17 protein-coding genes are annotated in these 17,863 nt (G+C 71.2%); 11 read left to right on the top strand and 6 right to left on the bottom strand.

Features of this window, described 5'->3' with window-relative positions:
* Window positions 1–40: 40 nt before the first annotated feature.
* The gene (locus OHA17_RS36825) at window positions 41–565 is read left to right on the top strand and encodes a PadR family transcriptional regulator (RefSeq protein ID WP_406510912.1); all 525 of its coding nucleotides are present in this window, start codon (window positions 41–43) and stop codon (window positions 563–565) included.
* A gap of 7 nt (window positions 566–572) precedes the next feature.
* Here the strand turns inward: OHA17_RS36825 and OHA17_RS36820 are convergent, their stop codons facing one another.
* Entirely contained in the window at window positions 573–1,469 is an 897-nt protein-coding gene (locus OHA17_RS36820) for an oxygenase MpaB family protein (protein ID WP_406510115.1), read from the bottom strand.
* A gap of 117 nt (window positions 1,470–1,586) precedes the next feature.
* Here OHA17_RS36820 and OHA17_RS36815 point away from each other — a divergent pair, with 117 nt between their 5' ends.
* The 3 genes from OHA17_RS36815 (at window position 1,587) to OHA17_RS36805 (ending at window position 3,635) form a co-directional block, all read left to right on the top strand.
* Window positions 1,587–1,853 (top strand): hypothetical protein, encoded by a 267-nt coding sequence (locus tag OHA17_RS36815; protein WP_053724953.1) that lies wholly within the window; start codon window positions 1,587–1,589, stop codon window positions 1,851–1,853.
* Window positions 1,854–1,947: 94 nt separating this feature from the next.
* A complete protein-coding gene (locus tag OHA17_RS36810) occupies window positions 1,948–2,973 on the top strand; it encodes a hypothetical protein (protein WP_406510114.1) in 1,026 nt (341 codons plus the stop codon).
* A gap of 134 nt (window positions 2,974–3,107) precedes the next feature.
* Entirely contained in the window at window positions 3,108–3,635 is a 528-nt protein-coding gene (locus OHA17_RS36805) for an SAM-dependent methyltransferase (protein ID WP_406510113.1), read from the top strand.
* A gap of 138 nt (window positions 3,636–3,773) precedes the next feature.
* On the opposite strand, the gene OHA17_RS36800 is transcribed toward OHA17_RS36805, so the two are convergent.
* The 3 genes from OHA17_RS36800 to OHA17_RS36790 form a co-directional block, all read right to left on the bottom strand.
* Entirely contained in the window at window positions 3,774–4,325 is a 552-nt protein-coding gene (locus OHA17_RS36800) for an MOSC domain-containing protein (RefSeq protein ID WP_406510112.1), read from the bottom strand.
* An 86-nt stretch (window positions 4,326–4,411) separates the two neighbouring features.
* On the bottom strand, window positions 4,412–4,594 hold the full coding sequence (locus OHA17_RS36795) for a hypothetical protein (protein WP_406510111.1): 183 nt from the start codon (window positions 4,592–4,594) through the stop codon (window positions 4,412–4,414).
* Between the two features lie 95 nt (window positions 4,595–4,689).
* Window positions 4,690–5,736 carry a fatty acid desaturase family protein gene (locus OHA17_RS36790; protein ID WP_406510911.1) on the bottom strand — a complete coding sequence of 349 codons (1,047 nt, stop codon included), beginning with the start codon at window positions 5,734–5,736 and terminating at the stop codon, window positions 4,690–4,692.
* A 275-nt stretch (window positions 5,737–6,011) separates the two neighbouring features.
* Between OHA17_RS36790 and OHA17_RS36785 the strand changes: the two genes are divergently transcribed.
* Window positions 6,012–8,861 (top strand): DEAD/DEAH box helicase, encoded by a 2,850-nt coding sequence (locus OHA17_RS36785; RefSeq protein ID WP_406510110.1) that lies wholly within the window; start codon window positions 6,012–6,014, stop codon window positions 8,859–8,861.
* Window positions 8,858–10,123, top strand: coding sequence for an SWF or SNF family helicase (locus tag OHA17_RS36780; protein ID WP_406510109.1), 1,266 nt, complete (start codon window positions 8,858–8,860; stop codon window positions 10,121–10,123). The genes OHA17_RS36785 and OHA17_RS36780 overlap by 4 nt, the downstream gene beginning before the upstream one ends.
* A 19-nt stretch (window positions 10,124–10,142) precedes the next feature.
* Here the strand turns inward: OHA17_RS36780 and OHA17_RS36775 are convergent, their stop codons facing one another.
* On the bottom strand, window positions 10,143–10,454 hold the full coding sequence (locus OHA17_RS36775) for a hypothetical protein (RefSeq protein ID WP_406510108.1): 312 nt from the start codon (window positions 10,452–10,454) through the stop codon (window positions 10,143–10,145).
* Window positions 10,455–10,789: 335 nt separating this feature from the next.
* On the opposite strand from OHA17_RS36775, the gene OHA17_RS36770 reads away from it, so the two are divergent.
* From OHA17_RS36770 to adh, 5 genes are read left to right on the top strand one after another with little or no spacing between them, the layout of a single operon-like run.
* Window positions 10,790–12,277: an APC family permease gene (locus tag OHA17_RS36770; protein ID WP_406510107.1), complete on the top strand. Its 1,488-nt coding sequence runs from the start codon at window positions 10,790–10,792 to the stop codon at window positions 12,275–12,277.
* Window positions 12,274–13,302, top strand: a complete 1,029-nt coding sequence (locus OHA17_RS36765) for an acetamidase/formamidase family protein (protein ID WP_406510106.1) — start codon at window positions 12,274–12,276, stop codon at window positions 13,300–13,302. The genes OHA17_RS36770 and OHA17_RS36765 overlap by 4 nt, the downstream gene beginning before the upstream one ends.
* A 15-nt stretch (window positions 13,303–13,317) precedes the next feature.
* A complete protein-coding gene (locus tag OHA17_RS36760) occupies window positions 13,318–13,893 on the top strand; it encodes an N-acetylmuramoyl-L-alanine amidase (RefSeq protein ID WP_406510105.1) in 576 nt (191 codons plus the stop codon).
* 52 nt (window positions 13,894–13,945) lie between these two features.
* Window positions 13,946–15,274 (top strand): GAF domain-containing protein, encoded by a 1,329-nt coding sequence (locus OHA17_RS36755; RefSeq protein WP_406510910.1) that lies wholly within the window; start codon window positions 13,946–13,948, stop codon window positions 15,272–15,274.
* Window positions 15,275–15,330: 56 nt separating this feature from the next.
* Complete coding sequence (adh, locus tag OHA17_RS36750; protein WP_406510104.1) at window positions 15,331–16,854, top strand: aldehyde dehydrogenase; 1,524 nt, start codon at window positions 15,331–15,333, stop codon at window positions 16,852–16,854.
* 163 nt (window positions 16,855–17,017) lie between these two features.
* On the opposite strand, the gene OHA17_RS36745 is transcribed toward adh, so the two are convergent.
* Complete coding sequence (locus tag OHA17_RS36745; RefSeq protein ID WP_406510103.1) at window positions 17,018–17,665, bottom strand: hypothetical protein; 648 nt, start codon at window positions 17,663–17,665, stop codon at window positions 17,018–17,020.
* Between the last annotated feature and the right edge of the window lie 198 nt (window positions 17,666–17,863).

Here is a 17,863-nt window from a genome sequence, read left to right as displayed (position 1 = left end):
ACGCTACCGATGTACCCCACACATGAGGCAGAATGCGGGCATGCTCGAACTCGCCATCCTGGGATTCCTCTACGAAGCGCCACTGCACGGCTACGAGCTTCGCAAGCGCATCACCGCGCTCACCGGCCATGTGCGCCCGGTCGGCGAGAGCACGCTCTATCCGGCGATCAAACGCCTGGAGAAGGCGGGGTTGCTGGCCCGCGAGACCCAGCCGGGGGCGGCGGCCGCGCCCCGGCACACGCTCACCCTGACCAAGGCCGGCCGCCAGGATCTGCTGCACCGGCTCGCCGAACCGGACCGCCTCGATGTCACCGACGAGAACCGCTGGTTCACGCTGCTCGCGTTTCTGCGCCATCTGCCGGACCCCGCCGAGCAGGCGGCCGTGCTGCGCCGCAGGCTGGCCTTCCTGGAGGAACCGGCCAGCTTCTTCTACGACGGTGAACGGCCCATCAGCGCCGAGGAGTTGGACGACCCGTTCCGGCGCGGCATGCTCACGATCGCCCGGGCCACCAGCGCGGCGGAGCTCAAGTGGCTCCGCGCGACGCTGCGTTCACTGGAGCCCTGAGCCGCGCTCACTCGCCATCGGTGGCCTTGAGGTGCGGGACGGGACAGCCGCGTACGCCCGGTGTCGGGAATGTGCCGAGCTCCGGCACGCGGTAGCCCTTGGGGTAGCCCTTGACCTCGGGGTTCTGGCGCGCGTAATGGGGAGCGGAGCGCGGCGGGAGCAGGCGTACAGTGCGGGCCCGCAGGCGCAACGCACCGCGGACCAGGGTCCGTGCGGCGGGGGCGGGCGGGGCGTAGCGGAACGCCCGCAGCAGGGGTTCGTCGAGGAGCGCGAGGCTCGCGGTGCGCAGCAGGGGGGCCAGCGGCTTCGGATACCACGAAGCCATCAGGTCGATGGTCGCGTCGGACACCCGCCGCGCGCCCTCGTCGAAGCCGAAGTGGGCGGCCTCGTACTCGTCGAGGCAGCGCTCGAACTCCTCGTAGGACTCCGGGATTTCCTTGATGCCCATGTGCTTGCCGAGGGTCTGGTAGTAACGGGCCGAGGCGCGCAGTTCGTGGTCGCTCAGCCGCCGCCAGCCGTAGGAGTCGATCCAGCGTTTGGGCATGACGACGAAGGTGCAGAGCACGTAGCGCATGTCGTCGTCGCTGATGTCGTACGAGCGGTGCATCTGGTTGATGCGACGCACGGCGGTGCGTCCGCCCACGCTGTCGAAGCCGTGCTCGACGACGGTGTCGAGGAGGAGGACGGTGTCGTCGTACCTCTTTTGCGGACGGTCCGTCAGTTCGGCGGTCTCGGCGAGGAGTCGGCCGATGCTGGGCACGGCGTAGGTGCGGTACAGCGCCAACTCCAGGGCGCGCGTGTAGTCCCAGGGGAATTCCAGCGTCGACGACATTCGGTAGATCGCGAGGAAGTCCCGCTCGGGGTCGAGTCGTTGGATTTCCTTGAGCCGGTCGAAGCGAGTCACCGCTGCCCCCTATGTGTCGACGGAGGTTCAACTCTACGTTGGACGGGACCGTTCGAGAGTTCGGCGCTGCCGCGCTGCGGCCGGGTCGTCCACGGGAATCCAGGGAAGGTGGTCCTGATGTTCGGGAGATTCCGGAAGCCGGCCCGGTCGCGAGCGGCCGACGATCGCCACCACAACATCTTCGAGGCTGCGGCCGCGTATGTGGCCGCCTGTGCGGAGGACGACCAGGACGCGCTCGAAGAGGCGGCGGGCTGGGTGTCGCCCGAAGCCCTGTCGTTCGGGGTGCGCGAACTGGCCTGTCGGGCGGTCATCGCCCTGGCCCGCGACCGCGACGAGTCCCCGAGTGCCGTCGCCCAGGAACTGATGGGCCTGCCGGCGGCCTGAGGAGCACCCCGCGAGTTGCTGGTTCATGACCCTCGACGTCCGCGTTACTCAGTAGTTAAGGTGCGCCGACGAGCGAACCGTAGGGGAGGATTCCGTGACCGGGACGGACGAGGCCGAAGCGGCCGCAACCGCCGCAGAAGAGGCGCTGTACGTGCTCACGGCGGTGCTCCTCACGCCGGCGCAGTTCCCCAGCGTGCTCGGCGACGACTACCCAGAGGCGTGCGCGGCGCTCAGCCTCGGGCCGTACGCGCAGGGCTACGGTCTCGTACTCGGCCAGGACGGCACGGGCGCGCGCTGGACGGTGGTCGTCGACGACGTGTCGCTGGTGGCGGTCGCGATCGCGTCCTGGGACTGCGGCATGGAGTACGAGCTGTCGCCGGACGAGCGCACCGTGGTCGCGGCCCTGCCCGGCTGGCCCCTGGAACTGGCCATCTCGGCCCCGGACATCCCCGCCCCGCACGACCCCGTCCCCGAAGCAGAGGGCCGGCGCCCGCTCGTCTCCCCCGACACGACCGAATGGGGCCCGGCCCAACGCCGCCTCGGCGCGGACGAGATCGCGCTGCAGTGGGCGGCGTGGCGGGAGCAGCTGGGGGACGACGAGTTCGGGCCGGCACCGGACGACGCGCCGACCTCGGACGAGCCGGAATCCGCAGGGGCCGCGCCGGGCGGGGCCGAACCCGCGGGAGCCTCCTCGGCAGAGCCCGAAGCCGCAGCGACACCTGCGCGTTCCGTACCGCAGGAGGGGGCGGCCGGGCCCGTGGCCTCAGGTGCGGACCAGGGGGCGGGCGAGGGCGAGGGCTCAGCGAACGCCGATCCGGACGAAGACTCCGAACACCCCGACGCCGGGGCCGAGATGTCCGGGGTCCGGCGCGTACTGAGCGAGCTGCACGGTTACCTCGACTCCGCTCCCCCGGTCGGCCGCGTCCGCTCGGCCTTCGCCCCGGGCGGCGCCCGCATGCTGCGCGCCGACGGCCCCGGCTGGTCCCTGGTCGCCAGGACGGACGACATAGCCTTCGTCCTGCTGGACGACTCCCCCGGCGAGGTACACCCCGTGGGCCGCGGCACGGAATTGCCCGCCCTCCTCGAAGCACTGGAGGCCATGGCCGTGCGGCCGTCCTGAGGGAGCGGTCGCCGCCGCCGAACCCCGACCGGGCGTTCGGGATCACCAGGTCTACGATCGTCCCCGGCGCTCCCGGCACTTCGATCCGATCGAGTGCCGAAGGGGCGCAACGGGCACTACGGGGAGGAACTGCCATGACGGACAAGGGCGTTGACAAGGGCAGGGCCGGGAACGCGAACGGGAAGGGCTCGGCCGGGCCCGACGTCGTGTGCCGGCCGGTGGGGTGGGTCGTCGGCGGGCGGGCCGAGGTCGCCGACGATCACTGGGACCGCGAGACGGCCGTGATCCGGCTCGACGCCGAGCAGTTCGGGCCCGACGCGCTGTACGGTCTCGCGGACTTCTCGCATCTCGAAGTGGTCTTCCACTTCGACCGGGTGGCCCCCGAGAAGATCGAGTCAGGCGCCCGGCGGCCGCGCGGCAACCCGGACTGGCCGCTGGTCGGGATCTTCGCCCAGCGCGGCAAGAACCGCCCCAACCGCCTCGGCGTCTCGCGCTGCCGTGTCCTCGCGGTCGAGGGTCTGGAGGTGCGGGTCGCCGGGCTCGACGCGGTGGACGGCACGCCGGTGCTCGACATCAAGCCGCACATGGCCGAATTCGGCCCGCGCGGCGAGACCACGCAGCCGCAGTGGTCGGTGGAGCTGATGCGGGACTACTACGAGTGACGCGGGTGAGCGTCGCGGTGTGACGTCGCTGAGCAGCACGCCCGCTGTCTCAACCGCGCCAACACCTCGGGCGGCGCAGGCACCAGCCCGCCCCGGCCTCAACTCCCCCGCACCGACGCCCAGTTGAGCCCCAACCGCCTAAACCCGCTCAAGCGGCCGGTGCGGTCCCACCGGTAGCTCGGCCGTGATCGGGTCGCCCGGGCGGATCTCGCCGCCCGCGCGGACCACGCTCATGATTCCGGCCTTGCGGACTATGTTGCCGTCGGCGTCGCGGCCGACGACCTGCTTCAGGAGGCCGTCCTGGAACCCGTCGATCTGGAGGCAGGGGTTGCGCAGGCCGGTGACCTCGACGACCGCGTCGGCGCCGATGTGCAGCAGGGTGCCGACGGGCAGGCCGAGGAGGTCGATGCCCTGAGTTGTCACGTTCTCGCCGAGCTGCCCGGGGGCGACCTCGAAGCCCTGCTCGGCGACCTCACCGAACAGCTCCCCGTGGATCAGGTGGACCTGGCGCAGGTTCGGCTGCGTCGGGTCCTGGGCGACGCGAGAGCGGTGCTTGACCGTCACGCCCGCATGGACGTCTCCCTCCACCCCGAGCCCGGGCAGCAGCGTGATGCTGTCCCGGCTCGGCTTGGTGAATGAGTACTCACCATTGCTGCTGACCGCCGTGACCGTGCCCTTGGTGCCGCTCATCGCGCGGGGCTCCCCTTTGCCGTGACAATGATCGGCCCGAGCCTATCCCGGCAGGTCAGAGGCATCCAGGGGCATCCAGGGGCTGCCTAGCGGCCGAGCTCCTTGCGGGATATGTGCCGCAGCCTGCGGCGCTGGCTCGGGTCCAGCATCAGGTAGGCCGCCACGGGGACGCCGATCAGCACCAGCAGGGCGAGCCAGAAACCGATCAGTGGGATCAGGATGAGCCCCGCCACGACTCCACCGCCGGCGATCATCGCGCGCTTCGACATGTCCGTCGCCTTCCTTTGCGCGGCCTGTGGCCGCTCTTCCTGTCCAGAGAACGCACGGCGGCGCCCGCTGGTTCCAGCTCTGCTTCCACTATGCGTCACTTCCGCAGCGGCGCGCCGACCTCGTGCATGTGACCCAGCGCCTGCCGGTAGGACTCGGTCAGCGAGGTCTCCGTGTACGGGATGCCCACGGCGGCGCAGTGGGCGCGGACCATCGGCTGGGCGAGCCTGAGGTGCGGGCGCGGCATGCTCGGGAAGAGGTGGTGCTCTATCTGATAGTTCAGGCCGCCCAGGAACCAGTCGGTGAGGAAGCCGCCGCGCACGTTGCGCGAGGTCAGGACCTGGCGACGCAGATGGCCCCAGCCCGAGTCCTCGGGGTCGTCGGGGTCGGGCATCTCCATGCCCTTGTGGTTGGGGGCGAAGGTCATGCCGAGGTGCAGGCCGAACAGCGCGTGGTGCACCAGGGCGAACACCAGCGCCTTGCCCGGCGACATGACGGTCAGGAGCAGGGTCGCGTAGCCGACGAGGTGGGCGGTCAGGAGGGGCGCCTCGGCGGCCCGCTCGCGGGGCGGCTGCCGCTTGAGGTCCTGGAATCCGTACACCTTCAGGGCGATGCCCTCCAGGAGCAGCATCGGGAAGAAGAGGCGGGCCTGGTTGCGGGTGAGCCAGCGGGCGAAGCCTTCGCGCTGCTCGGCTTGGCGCTGGGTCCACACGAGGGCGCCGACCCCGACATCGGGGTCCTTGTCGATGTGGTTCGGGTTGGCGTGGTGACGGTTGTGCTTGTCGTTCCACCAGGCGTAGCTCATGCCGAGCAGGAGGTCGCTGTGGAACAGGCCGATGAGCCGGCCCGCGCCCTTGCCCCGGGTTATCTGGGCGTGGCCCGCGTCGTGGCCGAAGAAGGCGCTGCGGGCCCAGAACACCGAGAGCGGCACGGCGAGCAGCAGATTCCACCAGGTGTCGCCGGTCAGTACCAGCGCGGTGATCGTCGCGGCCAGGGCGAGGAGGTTGACGGCGATGCGGGTCGCGTACCAGCCGGTGCGCCGGTCGAGCAGGCCCTGCCCCTTCACCGTCTTGAGCAGCGGCGCGAATTCGCTGCCCGCCCGCGGCTCGGCAGGGGCGCCGAGGCCCGCGGTGGGCTGCGGCATGGTCGCCTGTGACATGACGTCTCCGGTGGTCGGTCGTCCCCCGCAGTCCCCTGCGCTGACCTGACTGAACGTACGGACAGCCACCCCTTGACGACCATGGAGCCACCACCCCTCTACCGGCGGGGGCTTGCCCCGCGCCGCCGGGTGGTGCTGGCAACACCCACCCGCATCGCGTGTGACGCAGGCCACCTCGCGAAGCCCCCGCCCGGCCGTTCTTTCCTGTACCCTCGGCCGCTCCGGCCAACGTAGTCAAATTTGAGGAATGCGTTATCGCTGTGCAGAGGCTCCCCGCTCCCACGCCGCCCCAGCTCGCCGAACTCGCCAGCTGTTCCGTGACCTTCCTGCCCGCCGATCCCTCCCGCACCGGGCGGATGGCTTTCTGGCACCCGGAGGGCGAAGCGCCCCCGGCCGCGCCCGGCACCGTCGAGGACCTCACCGTCGTCGGCGCAGACGTCGCGCTCCACGACGTGCGCGCCCTCCTGCTGCCGGTGCGCGACGCGCTGCCCGTGCTCACCCGGGCCCGAGCCTCGGCCCAGGCATCGCGCCCCGCCGCGTTCTGGGGCACGGCAGCCCTGCTCGCCCTTCAACTCGCCGCTCGGGGGCTGCTGTTGCCCGGTCTGACCGCGAGCGACCACGACGCGTGGCGGGTCGGTCCGCTCGGCGCCGACGAGCTGGACAAGGTGCGTGAGCTGGCCGCCGCGATGCCTCCTGAGGCACATGCCGTACCGCTCGACGCGCCCGGACCGCTGCTGCTTCCGGAGCCCGAGCGGCTCCTGCGCGCCTTCCTGGACGCGGTCGCCGACGGCCTTCCGCGCACCCTCGCCGCAATGCGGGCCACCGGCTCGCCGGCCTTCGCCGCCGACGCGCCGCAGCGGCTGCCGGAGCAACGGGCCTGGGCCGCCGATGTGGCCGCCGGGCACGACGCGGGCGTACGGATCTCGCTGCGGGTGGAACTTCCGGGGCTCGCCTCGGCGGACCCCGAGAGCGCGGGGCCGGTGTTCCGGGCCGTGCTCCAGATGCACAGCGTCAGCGATCCCGCGCTGGTCGCGGACGCCGCCGAGGTGTGGGCGGGATCCGGTGCGGCCGCCGCGTTCGGCCCCCGGGCCCGCATGGACGCGCTGCTCGCCCTGCGCCGGGCGGCCCGCGCCTGGGCCCCGCTGGCCCCGCTGCTCTCGGCCGCCGTGCCGGACGCGGTCGAGCTCGCTGACGAGGAGGCGGCCGAGCTGCTCGGCGCGGCCTCGCGCACGCTGGCCGCGACCGGCGTGCGGGTGCACTGGCCGAAGGAGCTGTCCCGCAAACTGACGGCGCGTGCGGTGATCGGCCCGCAGGACCAGGGACCCGAGCGGATCGAGTCCGGGGCGCCCTCGGTACTGTCCGCCGACGCGCTGCTCGCGTTCAACTGGTGGTTCGCGCTGGGCGACACCGAGCTGTCCCGGCAGGAGCTGGACGCGCTCGCCGAGGCGAATCGTCCCGTGGTGCGGCTGCGCGACCAGTGGGTGCTCGTCGATCCGGAGGAGGTGCGGCGCGCCCGCGCGGCCCAGGACCGCAAGGTGACCCCGGTCGACGCGCTCGCCGCCGTCCTGACCGGCTCCACCGAGATCGACGGACGCCGGGTCGACGTCGAGGCGACGGGCTGGCTGGCCCGCCTGCGTGACCGCCTCGCCGATCCCGAGGGCGACCGCGAGCAGCCCGTCGCCCAACCGGCCGCGCTCACCGCCCAGTTGCGCGACTACCAGCTGCGCGGACTCAACTGGCTTGCCGACATGACCTCGTTGGGCCTCGGCGGCTGTCTCGCCGACGACATGGGCCTCGGCAAGACGATCACACTCATCGCCCTGCATCTGCACCGCCAGAGCGACCCGGCGTCGGCGGGCCCGACCCTCGTCGTCTGCCCCACTTCCCTCATGGGCAACTGGCAGCGGGAGATCGAGAAGTTCGCGCCGGGCACGCCCGTGCGCCGCTTCCACGCCTCCTCCCGCTCGCTCGACTCGCTGGCGGACGGCGAGTTCGTGCTCACCACGTACGGCACGATGCGCCTGGACGCCGCCAAGCTGGCCGCCGCCCAGTGGGGCATGGTGGTCACCGACGAGGCCCAGCACGTCAAGAACCCGTACTCCGCCACCGCCCGACAACTGCGTACGATCGGGGCGCGGGCCCGGGTGGCGCTCAGTGGCACGCCCGTCGAGAACAACCTCTCCGAGCTGTGGGCGATCCTCGACTGGACCACGCCCGGCCTCCTCGGCCGGCTCGCCACGTTCCGTACCAAGTACGCGTCCGCCGCCGAGAGCGGCTCCGACCCGGCGGCCGCCGAACGGCTCTCCCGGCTCGTGCGGCCCTTCCTGCTGCGCCGCCGCAAGTCCGACCCGGGCATCGCTCCCGAACTGCCGCCCAAGACCGAGACCGACCGGGCCGTCTCCCTCACCAAGGAGCAGACCGGCCTGTACGAGGCGGTGGTGCGCGAGACGCTGGCCGAGATCTCCGGCGCGGACGGCTTCGAGCGGCGCGGCCTGGTGATGAAGCTGCTGACCGCACTCAAGCAGATCTGCAACCACCCCGCCCAGTACCTCAAGGAGGACGACCCCGAGATCACCGGCCGCTCGGGGAAGCTGGAGCTGCTCGACGAGCTCCTGGACACCATCCTCGCCGAGGACGGCTCGGTCCTCGTCTTCACCCAGTACGTGCAGATGGCCCGGCTCATCGAGGAGCACCTAGCGGCGCGCGGTGTGCCCACGCTGTTCCTGCACGGCGGGACGCCCGTGGAACGCCGCGAGGAAATGGTGCAGCGCTTCCAGGAAGGTCAAGTCCCGGTGTTTTTGCTGTCGTTGAAGGCGGCCGGCACCGGCCTCAACCTCACCCGGGCCGGCCATGTCGTCCACTACGACCGCTGGTGGAACCCGGCGGTCGAGGCGCAGGCCACCGACCGGGCATACCGCATCGGCCAGACCCAGCCGGTCCAGGTGCACCGGCTGATCACTGAGGGCACCATCGAGGACCGGATCGCCGACATGCTGGACCGTAAGCGGGAGTTGGCGGATTCGGTGCTCGGCTCGGGCGAGTCCGCGCTGACCGAACTCTCCGATGCCGAGCTGACGGATCTGGTGGCGTTGCGAGGGAGCGGGCGATGAGCGACACGTACGAGAACGAGCGCACCTTCGAACCGCTGCCGCCCGCGCACGGGCGCGGCTTCGCGACCAGTTGGTGGGGCCTGGCCTGGCTGAAGGCCCTGGAGGACACCGCGCTCGACGGCCGGCAGCTCAAGGAGGGGCGCCGGCTCGCCCGCGAGGGCACGGTCGGCGCGGTGACGGTTCGGCCGGGCCGGATCACCGCGGTCGTACGGGGCCGGGACGGTTCGCAGCACCGCAGCGACGTGCTGCTGCAGGAGCTTGACGAGGACGACTGGGACCGCTTCCTGACGATGGCGGCGGAGCGCGCGGGGCATGTCGCGGCCCTGCTCGACCGCGAGATGCCACCGCACCTCGTGGAGGACGCGACGAGCGCCGGGGTCGAACTCCTCCCCGCAATCGGCGACTTGGAGGCCGCGTGCACCTGCGAGGCCTGGGACCACTGCCCGCACTCGACGGCTCTCTGCTATCAGGTGGCGCGGCTCCTGGACCAGGATCCGTTCGTCCTGCTGCTGATGCGGGGCCGCGCGGAACGGCCGCTGCTCGACGCGTTGCAGGAGCGCAGTGCGGGCCCGCTCGCGGACGAGCCCGCGCTACCTCAGGGCGTCCCGGTCGAGGAGGCGTTCGCGGCCGTGGACATAGTGCCGCCGCTGCCCGGTCTCCCTCACCTTCCGCCGGAGCCGGGCGAGCCCGCGCACCTGGACACCGAGACCTCACCGGAGCCCGGTGTCGACCCGGCGGCGCTGGAATTCCTGGCCGCCGACGCGGCGGCACGGGCGCACCGCATGCTGGCGGAGGCGCTGGCGACCGGGCATGAACTGCATCCGTTCGAGGCGGAGTTGACGGAGGATCAGGACACGGTTCGCCTGGCCGCCTCGTGTCACGAAAACCTGATCTCGGCACGCCTCGCCACCGCTTCGGGGCGTCGCCCCGCCGATCTGGCCGCAGCCGTACGCGCCTGGCGGCTCGGCGGGGCCGCGTCGCTCCAGGCCCTTGAGGAGGAGTGGGCTCCGGGTGCGGAGGAGCTGGCCCGGGCCGTCGCGGGTCTCGACCGCGCCTGGCCCGAGGCCGAGCGCCCGGCACTGCGGGCGGCCGGCAACCGCTGGACTGTGACCGGCCGGGGTGCCCAGCTGCGGCTCGGCCGCGACGGCCGGTGGTGGCCCTACCGCAAGGAGCGCGGCCGCTGGACCCCGGCGGGCCCGGCGGACCGGGACCCGGCGGCGGCGCTGGAGACGATGCCGGCGGAGGGGGGCGCCGGCGGCTGAGCCGGGCGCGGGGGGACGTTCAGCCCAGCGTTCGGCCGGCCGTCACCAGCCCCTCCACCCCGGAGGGGACCCCGCTCGGCCATTCCGTGGGGAACCCACTGGGCAACGTGGTCGGAAACCCGCTGGGCAAGTCCGTTGGCAGGGAGGGCAGTTCGGACGGCAGCGCGGTGGGCAGGGACGTCGGGAATCCGCTCGGCAGGCTGAGCGACGGCGTCGGCGTCGGGCTCGCGGGGCTGCTCCCAGCGGGGCCGTGCGGCTTCTCGCCGCCACCGCCCCGCGTGACCGCGAAGGCAATGGCGGCGATCGCCACGACGGCCACGACGATCGCCACGGCGAGAAAGGGACCTCTGCGCCGTCCCCCTCCCGGCGGCTGAAGCGGCGGCGGCCCGAAGCCCCCTCCTGGCGGCGGTCCGAATCCCTGCCCGTACGGCGGACCGGGCGGCTTGGGCGGTACGGGCGGTGTGGCCATACCCTCCAGAGTCGGCGGAAAGGGGGCGCCCCCGCGACCCTTCTGCGGAAGTTGCGTCAACCTGCCCGAAGGGCCGCAGCATGTGCGGCGCCCCGCCCGCACCGCCCGTCCCCTTCCGCCCCGAGCGCCCCGAGCGCCCCGGACCGTACGGTAACTGTCGCTAGCCTCTTGGCTGTTGACCGACAGAGGGAGCAGACGTGCCGGGGGAATCCAGTACGGGTACGGGGCTGGCGAAGAACGCCGTCGGTCTGCGCGAGGTCCTCTTCCAGAGCGTCACCGCGATGGCGCCCGCGGCTGCCGTCGCCGCGTCCATTCCGGCGGGCGCCGCGTTCGCGGGCGGCAGCCTGCCGCTGTCGGTCCTGGTGGCGTTGGTGGCGTGCCTGTTCACGGCGTCGTGCGTGGCGGAGCTCGCCCAGCACCTGCCCGCCGCCGGTTCGGTCGCCACCTACAGTGCGCAGGGGCTGCATCCGGCGGTCGGCTTCCTGGTCGGCTGGGGCTATGTGTTCGTCGAGGTGCTCGTACCGCCCCTGCCGCTGCTCCAGCTCGGCTTCACCACGGCGGGCACCCTGCACCAGCAGTGGGCGTCGTATCCGGCGGGCCTGTGGTGGCCGTGGTCGCTGGCCGGGGCGGTCGTCATAGCGGTCACGGGCTTCTTCGGAGTGCGGGCCTCGGCCCGGTTCGGCACGGTGCTCGGCATCTTCGAGGTGCTGGTGTTCATGGCCTTCGCGGTGATGCTCATCGCGGCGGCCGGGTCCCACAACACCCTCTCCGTGTTCGGCACTTCGCACACCGCGCAGGGCTACAGCGGAATCGGCGGGGTGTTCGCCGGCTCCGTCTTCGCGGTGCTCGCCTTCGCCGGGTTCGAGTCGGCCGCCCCGCTCGCCGAAGAGGCCAAGGACCCGCAACGCACGATGCGCCGCGCGGTGTTCGGGGCGGCGCTCTCCATCGGGGTGGTGTACGTCGTGACCACGTACGCGATGGCGGTCTACTTCGGTCCCGACCGGTTCGCCGGCTTCGGCGCGTCCGGCGACGCCTCGTGGGAGGGCGTGGCGCGAGCCTCGTTCGGGCTGTTCTGGGTCGTCCTCTTCCTGGCCGTGGTCAACTCGACGATCGGGAACGCCAACGCGTCTTCCAACGTGTCGACGCGTACGGCCTTCGCGCTCGGCCGGATCGGGCTCTTCCCCCGCTCGTTCACCCGCCTGCACCCCCGCCACCGCTCGCCCGTCACCGGCGTCGCCGTGCAGTTCGTCGTGGCGGTCGCGGCCATGCTGGGGCTCGGCCTCCGGTACGGCCCGGTGACGGCGTTCGCCCTGCTCGCCACGGTCATCGTCACCGTGATCATCGGCGTGTACATCGTGGCCGACCTGGCCTGCGCCGGATACTTTCTGCGGCGGCGCCGCGAACTGTTCAGCCCGGTTCGGCATGTGCTGTTCCCGGTGCTCGGCATCGCCGCGTTCGTCCCGGCGCTGCTCACCGCGGCGGGGATCCCGGCCTTCAGCTTCGTCGCCGAGCTCGCGCCGCCGGTGTCGTACGCCGGGCCCGTCGTCGGGGCGTGGATGGCGATCGGGGTCGTCGTGCTCGTGGTGGTGACGCGCCGGCACCCCGAGCGCCTTGCGCAGACCGGCCGCGTTCACCTCATTGATCCCGATGAGGACCACGAGGAGACAGGAGCAGTACGAGGATGAGCGACGATCCCCGGATCCTGACCGTGCGGCCCAAGGAGAACGAGTACGCCTGGACGTTCGGGGGTGCGGCCCCGGTGGCGCGCATCACCCCCGGCACCGCCCTTGACCTGTACACCGAGGACTGCTTCGCCGGGCGGGTGCGTTCCGAGCGCGATCTGGTGTCCCGCGTCTGCGAGTTCCCGTTCCTCAATCCGCAGACCGGGCCGTTCTACGTCGAGGGCGCAGAACCGGGCGACACCCTCGCCGTGCACTTCGTGTCGATCCGGCCCGCGCGCGACTGGGCCGCGTCCACGACCGTCCCCCTGTTCGGCGCGCTCACCTCCACCCATGCGACGGCGACGCTCCAGCCGCCGCTGCCCGAGGTGGTGTGGATGTGGGAACTCGACCGGGCGCGCGGGACGTGTCTGTTCCGGGCCCGTGAGAACGACATCGAGATCGAGCTGCCGATGGACCCGATGCACGGCACGGTCGGCGTGGCCCCCGCCAACCTGGAGGTGCGCTCCGCCCTGGTCCCGGACGCCCACGGCGGGAACATGGACACGCCGGAGATGCGGGCGGGTGTGACCTGCTATCTCGGGGTCAATGTGGAGGGCGCCCTGTTCAGTCTCGGCGACGGACACGCCCGCCAGGGCGAGGGCGAGACATGTGGGGTGGCCGTGGAGTGCGCCATGAACACGGTCGTCGTGATCGAGCTCCTCAAGGGCGTCGACACACCCTGGCCACGCATCGAGTCCGACACACACATCATGTCGACGGGCTCGGCGCGCCCCCTCGAAGACGCCTTCCGCATCTCGCAGTTGGACCTGGTGCGCTGGCTGGAGCGCGACTACGGCCTTTCGCCGCTGGACGCGTACCAACTCGTGAGCCAGGCGGGCGAGGCTCCGCTGGCCAACGTCTGCGACACCAACTACACCTGTGTCGCGAAGATCCGCAAGGAGTGGCTGCCCCGGCGGGGCGAGCCGCACCGGGGCCTGCACCGCCACCTGCGCGAGCAGGCAGCCCAACTCCCTTCATTTCCAGCCTAGTTGAGGAGCATGTCCATGAACCGAAGAAGACTCCTCCAGGGCGCGGCCGCCTCGGCCGCCGCCGGCTTCCTGTTCCCGGCGACCGAGGCGGCGGCGGACGGCACCACGGACTATCCGGGCGCGCACTGGATGCCGGCTTCGAACTCCAACTACACCGCATCCACCAGGCCTTCGACGTATCCGATCGACTACGTCATCATCCACGTCACGCAGGAAACCTGGTCGAACACCGTCGACATCTTCCAGAACCCGGCGAAGAAGGTGTCCGCGCACTATGTGACACGCTCCGCCGACGGATACCTCGCACAGATGGTCCGGGAGCACGACATCGCCTGGCACGCCGGGAACTGGGACTACAACACCCGCAGCATCGGCATCGAGCACGAGGGCTGGATCGACCAGCCCGCCTACTTCACGAACGCGCTGTACGAGAAGTCGGCGGCGCTCACCGCATCCATCTGCGACCGGTACGGCATCCCGAAGGACCGCGAGCACATCCTCGGCCACTACCAGGTACCCGGCACCGACCACACCGACCCGGGGCCCGAGTGGGACTGGGTGCGGTACATCAGACTGGTCAACTTCGCCTGATCGGCGGCCGGTCACCCGGGGCTGCTTGTCGGGCCGCTTCTCCGGGACCACGATGGGGGCGGTCCATACGGCGTGCAGGGAGGCCGAGTTGACGGACGGGCGTAACGAGTCCTGGGTGGCCCTGGAGGCGGGGGTCGACCCTGCCGAGCGAAGCGGCCAACTCCGGCGCGCGCACGACGAGTTCACCGGTGACGGGCGGGTGGTGCGCCCGGTGCGTCCGCTGGTGGCGGCGTCCTGGCGGCGGTCCGCGCGGGCCCGGGTCAGTCCGGACGGCGCGGCCTGTGTGGAACTCGGCGAGGAGGAGCTCGCCGGGCACCGCGACGGCCATCCACTCGCCCGCGTCATGCCGGTGATACGGGAACTGACCGGGTCGTACGCGGGTGACGGCGAGCACCTGGTGGCCGTGTGCGACGCGCAGGGGCGGCTGCTGTGGGTCGAGGGACATCCGCGAACGCGCGCCGCGGCCGGACGGATGAACTTCGTACCCGGCGCCCGCTGGGCCGAGTCGGCCGTGGGCACCAACGCGCCCGGCACCGCCCTCGCCGAGGACCGCCCGGTCCAGGTGTTCTCGGCCGAGCACTTCCGCCGCCCGGTCCAGCGGTGGACCTGCGCGGCCGCCCCCGTGCACGACCCGCGTACGGGACGGCTGCTCGGGGCCGTCGACCTGACGGGCGGCGACGGCCTCGCCCACCCGCACAGCCTGGGCTTCGTCCAAGCCGTGGCACGGACCGTAGAGGCTGAACTCGCCCTGATAGCACCGCCGTTGATGCACGAAACGATCTCCCTCAGCGCTCTGGGCAGGGACGAGGCGCTGCTCGTCGCGGACGGCCGCAAGCTCCGCCTGAGCCACCGCCACAGCGAAATCCTGGTCCTCCTCGCCCGCCACCCCGAGGGCCTGAGCGGCGACGAACTGCTGGTGTCCCTGTACGAGGACGAGACCGTCAGCCCGGTCACGCTGCGCGCCGAACTGTCCCGACTGCGACGGCTGTTGGGCCCCGAACTCCTCGCCTCCCGCCCCTACCGGCTGACCGCACCCGTGGACGCGGACTTCGACACGGTGGCCCGACGCCTCGGCTCGGGCGCGGTGGCCGCGGCGATGACGGTGTACGCCGGCCCGCTCCTGCCGGGCTCACAGGCGCCCGCGGTGACTCGCCTGCGCCGACGCCTGGCCGACCAGCTACGGGCCGCGCTGCTGGCCCGCGCCGACCCGGGGTTGCTGGCCGACTGGGCGTACAGCCCGTGGGGCGAGGACGACCTGCCGGCGTGGCAGGCCCTGGCGACTGCACTGCCAAGGGGTCAACAGGCGTCCGCACAGGCCAAGTTGACGGAATTGAAGGAGGAACAGGGCCTCGCAACGGGGTTGCAACGTCCGCGCGCCTAATCTGCGCACCGTGCGCCGTCCAAAGGCGGGCGGCGCGGCAGAGGGAGGCCACGGAGATGACCCGTTTCGCAGCACCCGGCACCGAGGGCGCGCTCGTCTCGTTCCAGTCCCGCTACGACAACTGGATCGGCGGCGAGTACGTGCCGCCCCGGCTCGGCCAGTACTTCGAGAACCCGAGCCCCGTCAACGGCCGCCCCTTCACGGAGATCGCGCGCGGCACCGCCGAGGACGTCGAGCTGGCGCTGGACGCGGCACACGCGGCCGCGCCCGCCTGGGGGCGCACCTCGCCGGAGGCCCGCGCGAACATCCTGCTCAAGATCGCGGACCGGATGGAGGCGCACCTGGAGGACCTCGCCGTCGCCGAGAGCTGGGAGAACGGCAAGCCCGTCCGCGAGACCCTCGCCGCCGACATTCCGCTGGCCATCGACCACTTCCGGTACTTCGCGGGCGCGTTGCGCGCGCAGGAGGGTTCGCTCAGCGAGATCGACGACGACACGGTCGCCTACCACTTCCACGAGCCGCTCGGCGTGGTCGGCCAGATCATCCCGTGGAACTTCCCGATCCTGATGGCCGTGTGGAAGCTGGCCCCGGCGCTGGCGGCAGGCAACGCGGTGGTCCTGAAGCCCGCCGAACAGACCCCGGCCTCAATCCACTACTGGATGACCCTGGTGGCGGATCTCCTCCCCCCGGGCGTGGTGAACATAGTCAACGGCTTCGGCGTGGAGGCGGGCAAGCCGCTGGCGTCGAGCCCGCGCGTGGCGAAGATCGCGTTCACGGGCGAGACCACGACGGGGCGGCTGATCATGCAGTACGCCTCGGAGAACATCAAGCCCGTCACCCTCGAACTGGGCGGCAAGTCCCCCAACATCTTCTTCGACGACGTGTGGGCCAAGGACGACGACTTCCGCGACAAGGCTCTCGAAGGCTTCACGATGTTCGCCCTCAACCAGGGCGAGGTCTGCACCTGCCCGTCCCGCGCCCTGATCCAGCGCGGCCACTACAGCGAGTTCCTGGAGGCGGCGATCGCCCGCACGGAACAGATCGTCCCGGGCCACCCCCTGGACACCGACACGATGATCGGCGCCCAGGCCTCCAACGACCAGCTCCAGAAGATCCTCTCCTACCTGGACATAGGCCAGCAGGAGGGAGCGAAGATCCTGACGGGCGGTCAACGAGTCAGCTACGACGGCGAGTTGGCGGGCGGCTACTACGTCCAGCCCACCATCTTCGAAGGCGACAACCGCATGCGGATCTTCCAGGAGGAGATCTTCGGCCCGGTGGTGGCGGTGACCTCGTTCACCGACTTCGACGACGCGATCGGCACGGCGAACGACACCCTGTACGGCCTGGGCGCCGGCGTGTGGACCCGCGACACGAACACGGCCTACCGCGCCGGCCGCGCGATCCAGGCCGGCCGAGTCTGGACCAACTGCTACCACGCATACCCGGCACACGCCGCCTTCGGCGGGTACAAGCAGTCGGGGATCGGCCGCGAGACGCACAAGATGATGCTGGAGCACTATCAGCAGACGAAGAACTTGTTGGTGTCGTACTCGCCGAAGAAGCTGGGCTTCTTCTAGGGGTACGAGGAGGAAGGCGCCTGACGTGGGATTTTACCCGTCAGGCGCCTTCTACTCAGCCCGCTCAGAGCAGGGTCCAGTTTGCGCTCTACCTCCCAGTTCCTCCCACCGGTATCCCACTCGTGACCAGCCCTTCCGGACCAGTCACGGACCAAACTCCGACTCACCCCGCGGGCGCCCCGGCCCGGCTGACCCGGTCCCACTCCTCCATCGACTGCTCGATGAGGCGGTTGGCCTGCTCCCGGACGCCGTCCAGGAACTTGGCGTAGTGACGGAAGAGGACCTCGATGCTCTGGCCCGCACGGCGAGCGCATTCTGCCGGGTCGACACCGGAGTACAGCCAGAACGAGATCCCGGCATGTCGGAGATCGTATGGCCGCTTGGCCAGCCCGGAGGCAAGTTCCGTGCGGGTCAGCACGTACTTCCGTGCCCGCGCCCACGTCATGCCATAGGCCGCCGCTTCCACGTAGTTACCGGCCTGGTTCCGGAACACCGGACCGTCCGGCGCCACACCGAACCGTTGCGAACGAGAGACTCCCGCCAGATCACGTGCCCCGCTCTCCAACGCAACCCGGACGAAGGCAGCTGCTGCTTGCGTCTGCGACCAGCCGGTCTCCGCGAGCACCTCTGCCAGCGCTACAACCTCCGCTGCTGGGAGGTCCGCCTGGCCCTGGAGGTCCCGCGCCTGACCGCCACTGAGACGCGTCTGCTGACCGCCCCCTTCACAGGGGAACTCGCCGACCTGGTCGAAGGCCTGATCGGCAGAAGGCTCAACGGAAGGCAGATCTGGATGGAACTCCTGGACCATCACGACTACTTGGTCACCTACGACGGCATCCGCCATTACCTGAGGTACACACGACCCCGAAGGGCATCATCACGAGCAGACTCGCTGACATCCCAACCAGCCGGCCCAGGCCAGCCGGCTGCAGATGACCAACCTTGCCGATGAAGGACAAACTGCCTTCACACGCTCGCCGAACCAGGCTCAGCTCGCCACGGAGGGCCC

The sequence above is a fragment of the Streptomyces sp. NBC_00212 genome, from assembly GCF_045206365.1.
GTDB lineage: Bacteria > Actinomycetota > Actinomycetes > Streptomycetales > Streptomycetaceae > Streptomyces.
This window is presented reverse-complemented; position numbering and strand designations above follow the sequence as displayed.

What these genes read in the sequence shown, in the direction of transcription:
- OHA17_RS36825 (WP_406510912.1), top strand. Translation starts at nt 41, where the DNA reads ATGCTCGAACTCGCCATCCTGGGATTCCTCTACGAAGCGCCACTGCAC.
- OHA17_RS36815 (WP_053724953.1), top strand. Translation starts at nt 1,587, where the DNA reads ATGTTCGGGAGATTCCGGAAGCCGGCCCGGTCGCGAGCGGCCGACGAT.
- OHA17_RS36805 (WP_406510113.1), top strand. Translation starts at nt 3,108, where the DNA reads ATGACGGACAAGGGCGTTGACAAGGGCAGGGCCGGGAACGCGAACGGG.
- OHA17_RS36800 (WP_406510112.1), bottom strand. Translation starts at nt 4,325, where the DNA reads ATGAGCGGCACCAAGGGCACGGTCACGGCGGTCAGCAGCAATGGTGAG.
- OHA17_RS36795 (WP_406510111.1), bottom strand. Translation starts at nt 4,594, where the DNA reads ATGTCGAAGCGCGCGATGATCGCCGGCGGTGGAGTCGTGGCGGGGCTC.
- OHA17_RS36790 (WP_406510911.1), bottom strand. Translation starts at nt 5,736, where the DNA reads ATGCCGCAGCCCACCGCGGGCCTCGGCGCCCCTGCCGAGCCGCGGGCG.
- OHA17_RS36780 (WP_406510109.1), top strand. Translation starts at nt 8,858, where the DNA reads ATGAGCGACACGTACGAGAACGAGCGCACCTTCGAACCGCTGCCGCCC.
- OHA17_RS36765 (WP_406510106.1), top strand. Translation starts at nt 12,274, where the DNA reads ATGAGCGACGATCCCCGGATCCTGACCGTGCGGCCCAAGGAGAACGAG.
- OHA17_RS36760 (WP_406510105.1), top strand. Translation starts at nt 13,318, where the DNA reads ATGAACCGAAGAAGACTCCTCCAGGGCGCGGCCGCCTCGGCCGCCGCC.
- OHA17_RS36755 (WP_406510910.1), top strand. Translation starts at nt 13,946, where the DNA reads ATGGGGGCGGTCCATACGGCGTGCAGGGAGGCCGAGTTGACGGACGGG.
- adh (WP_406510104.1), top strand. Translation starts at nt 15,331, where the DNA reads ATGACCCGTTTCGCAGCACCCGGCACCGAGGGCGCGCTCGTCTCGTTC.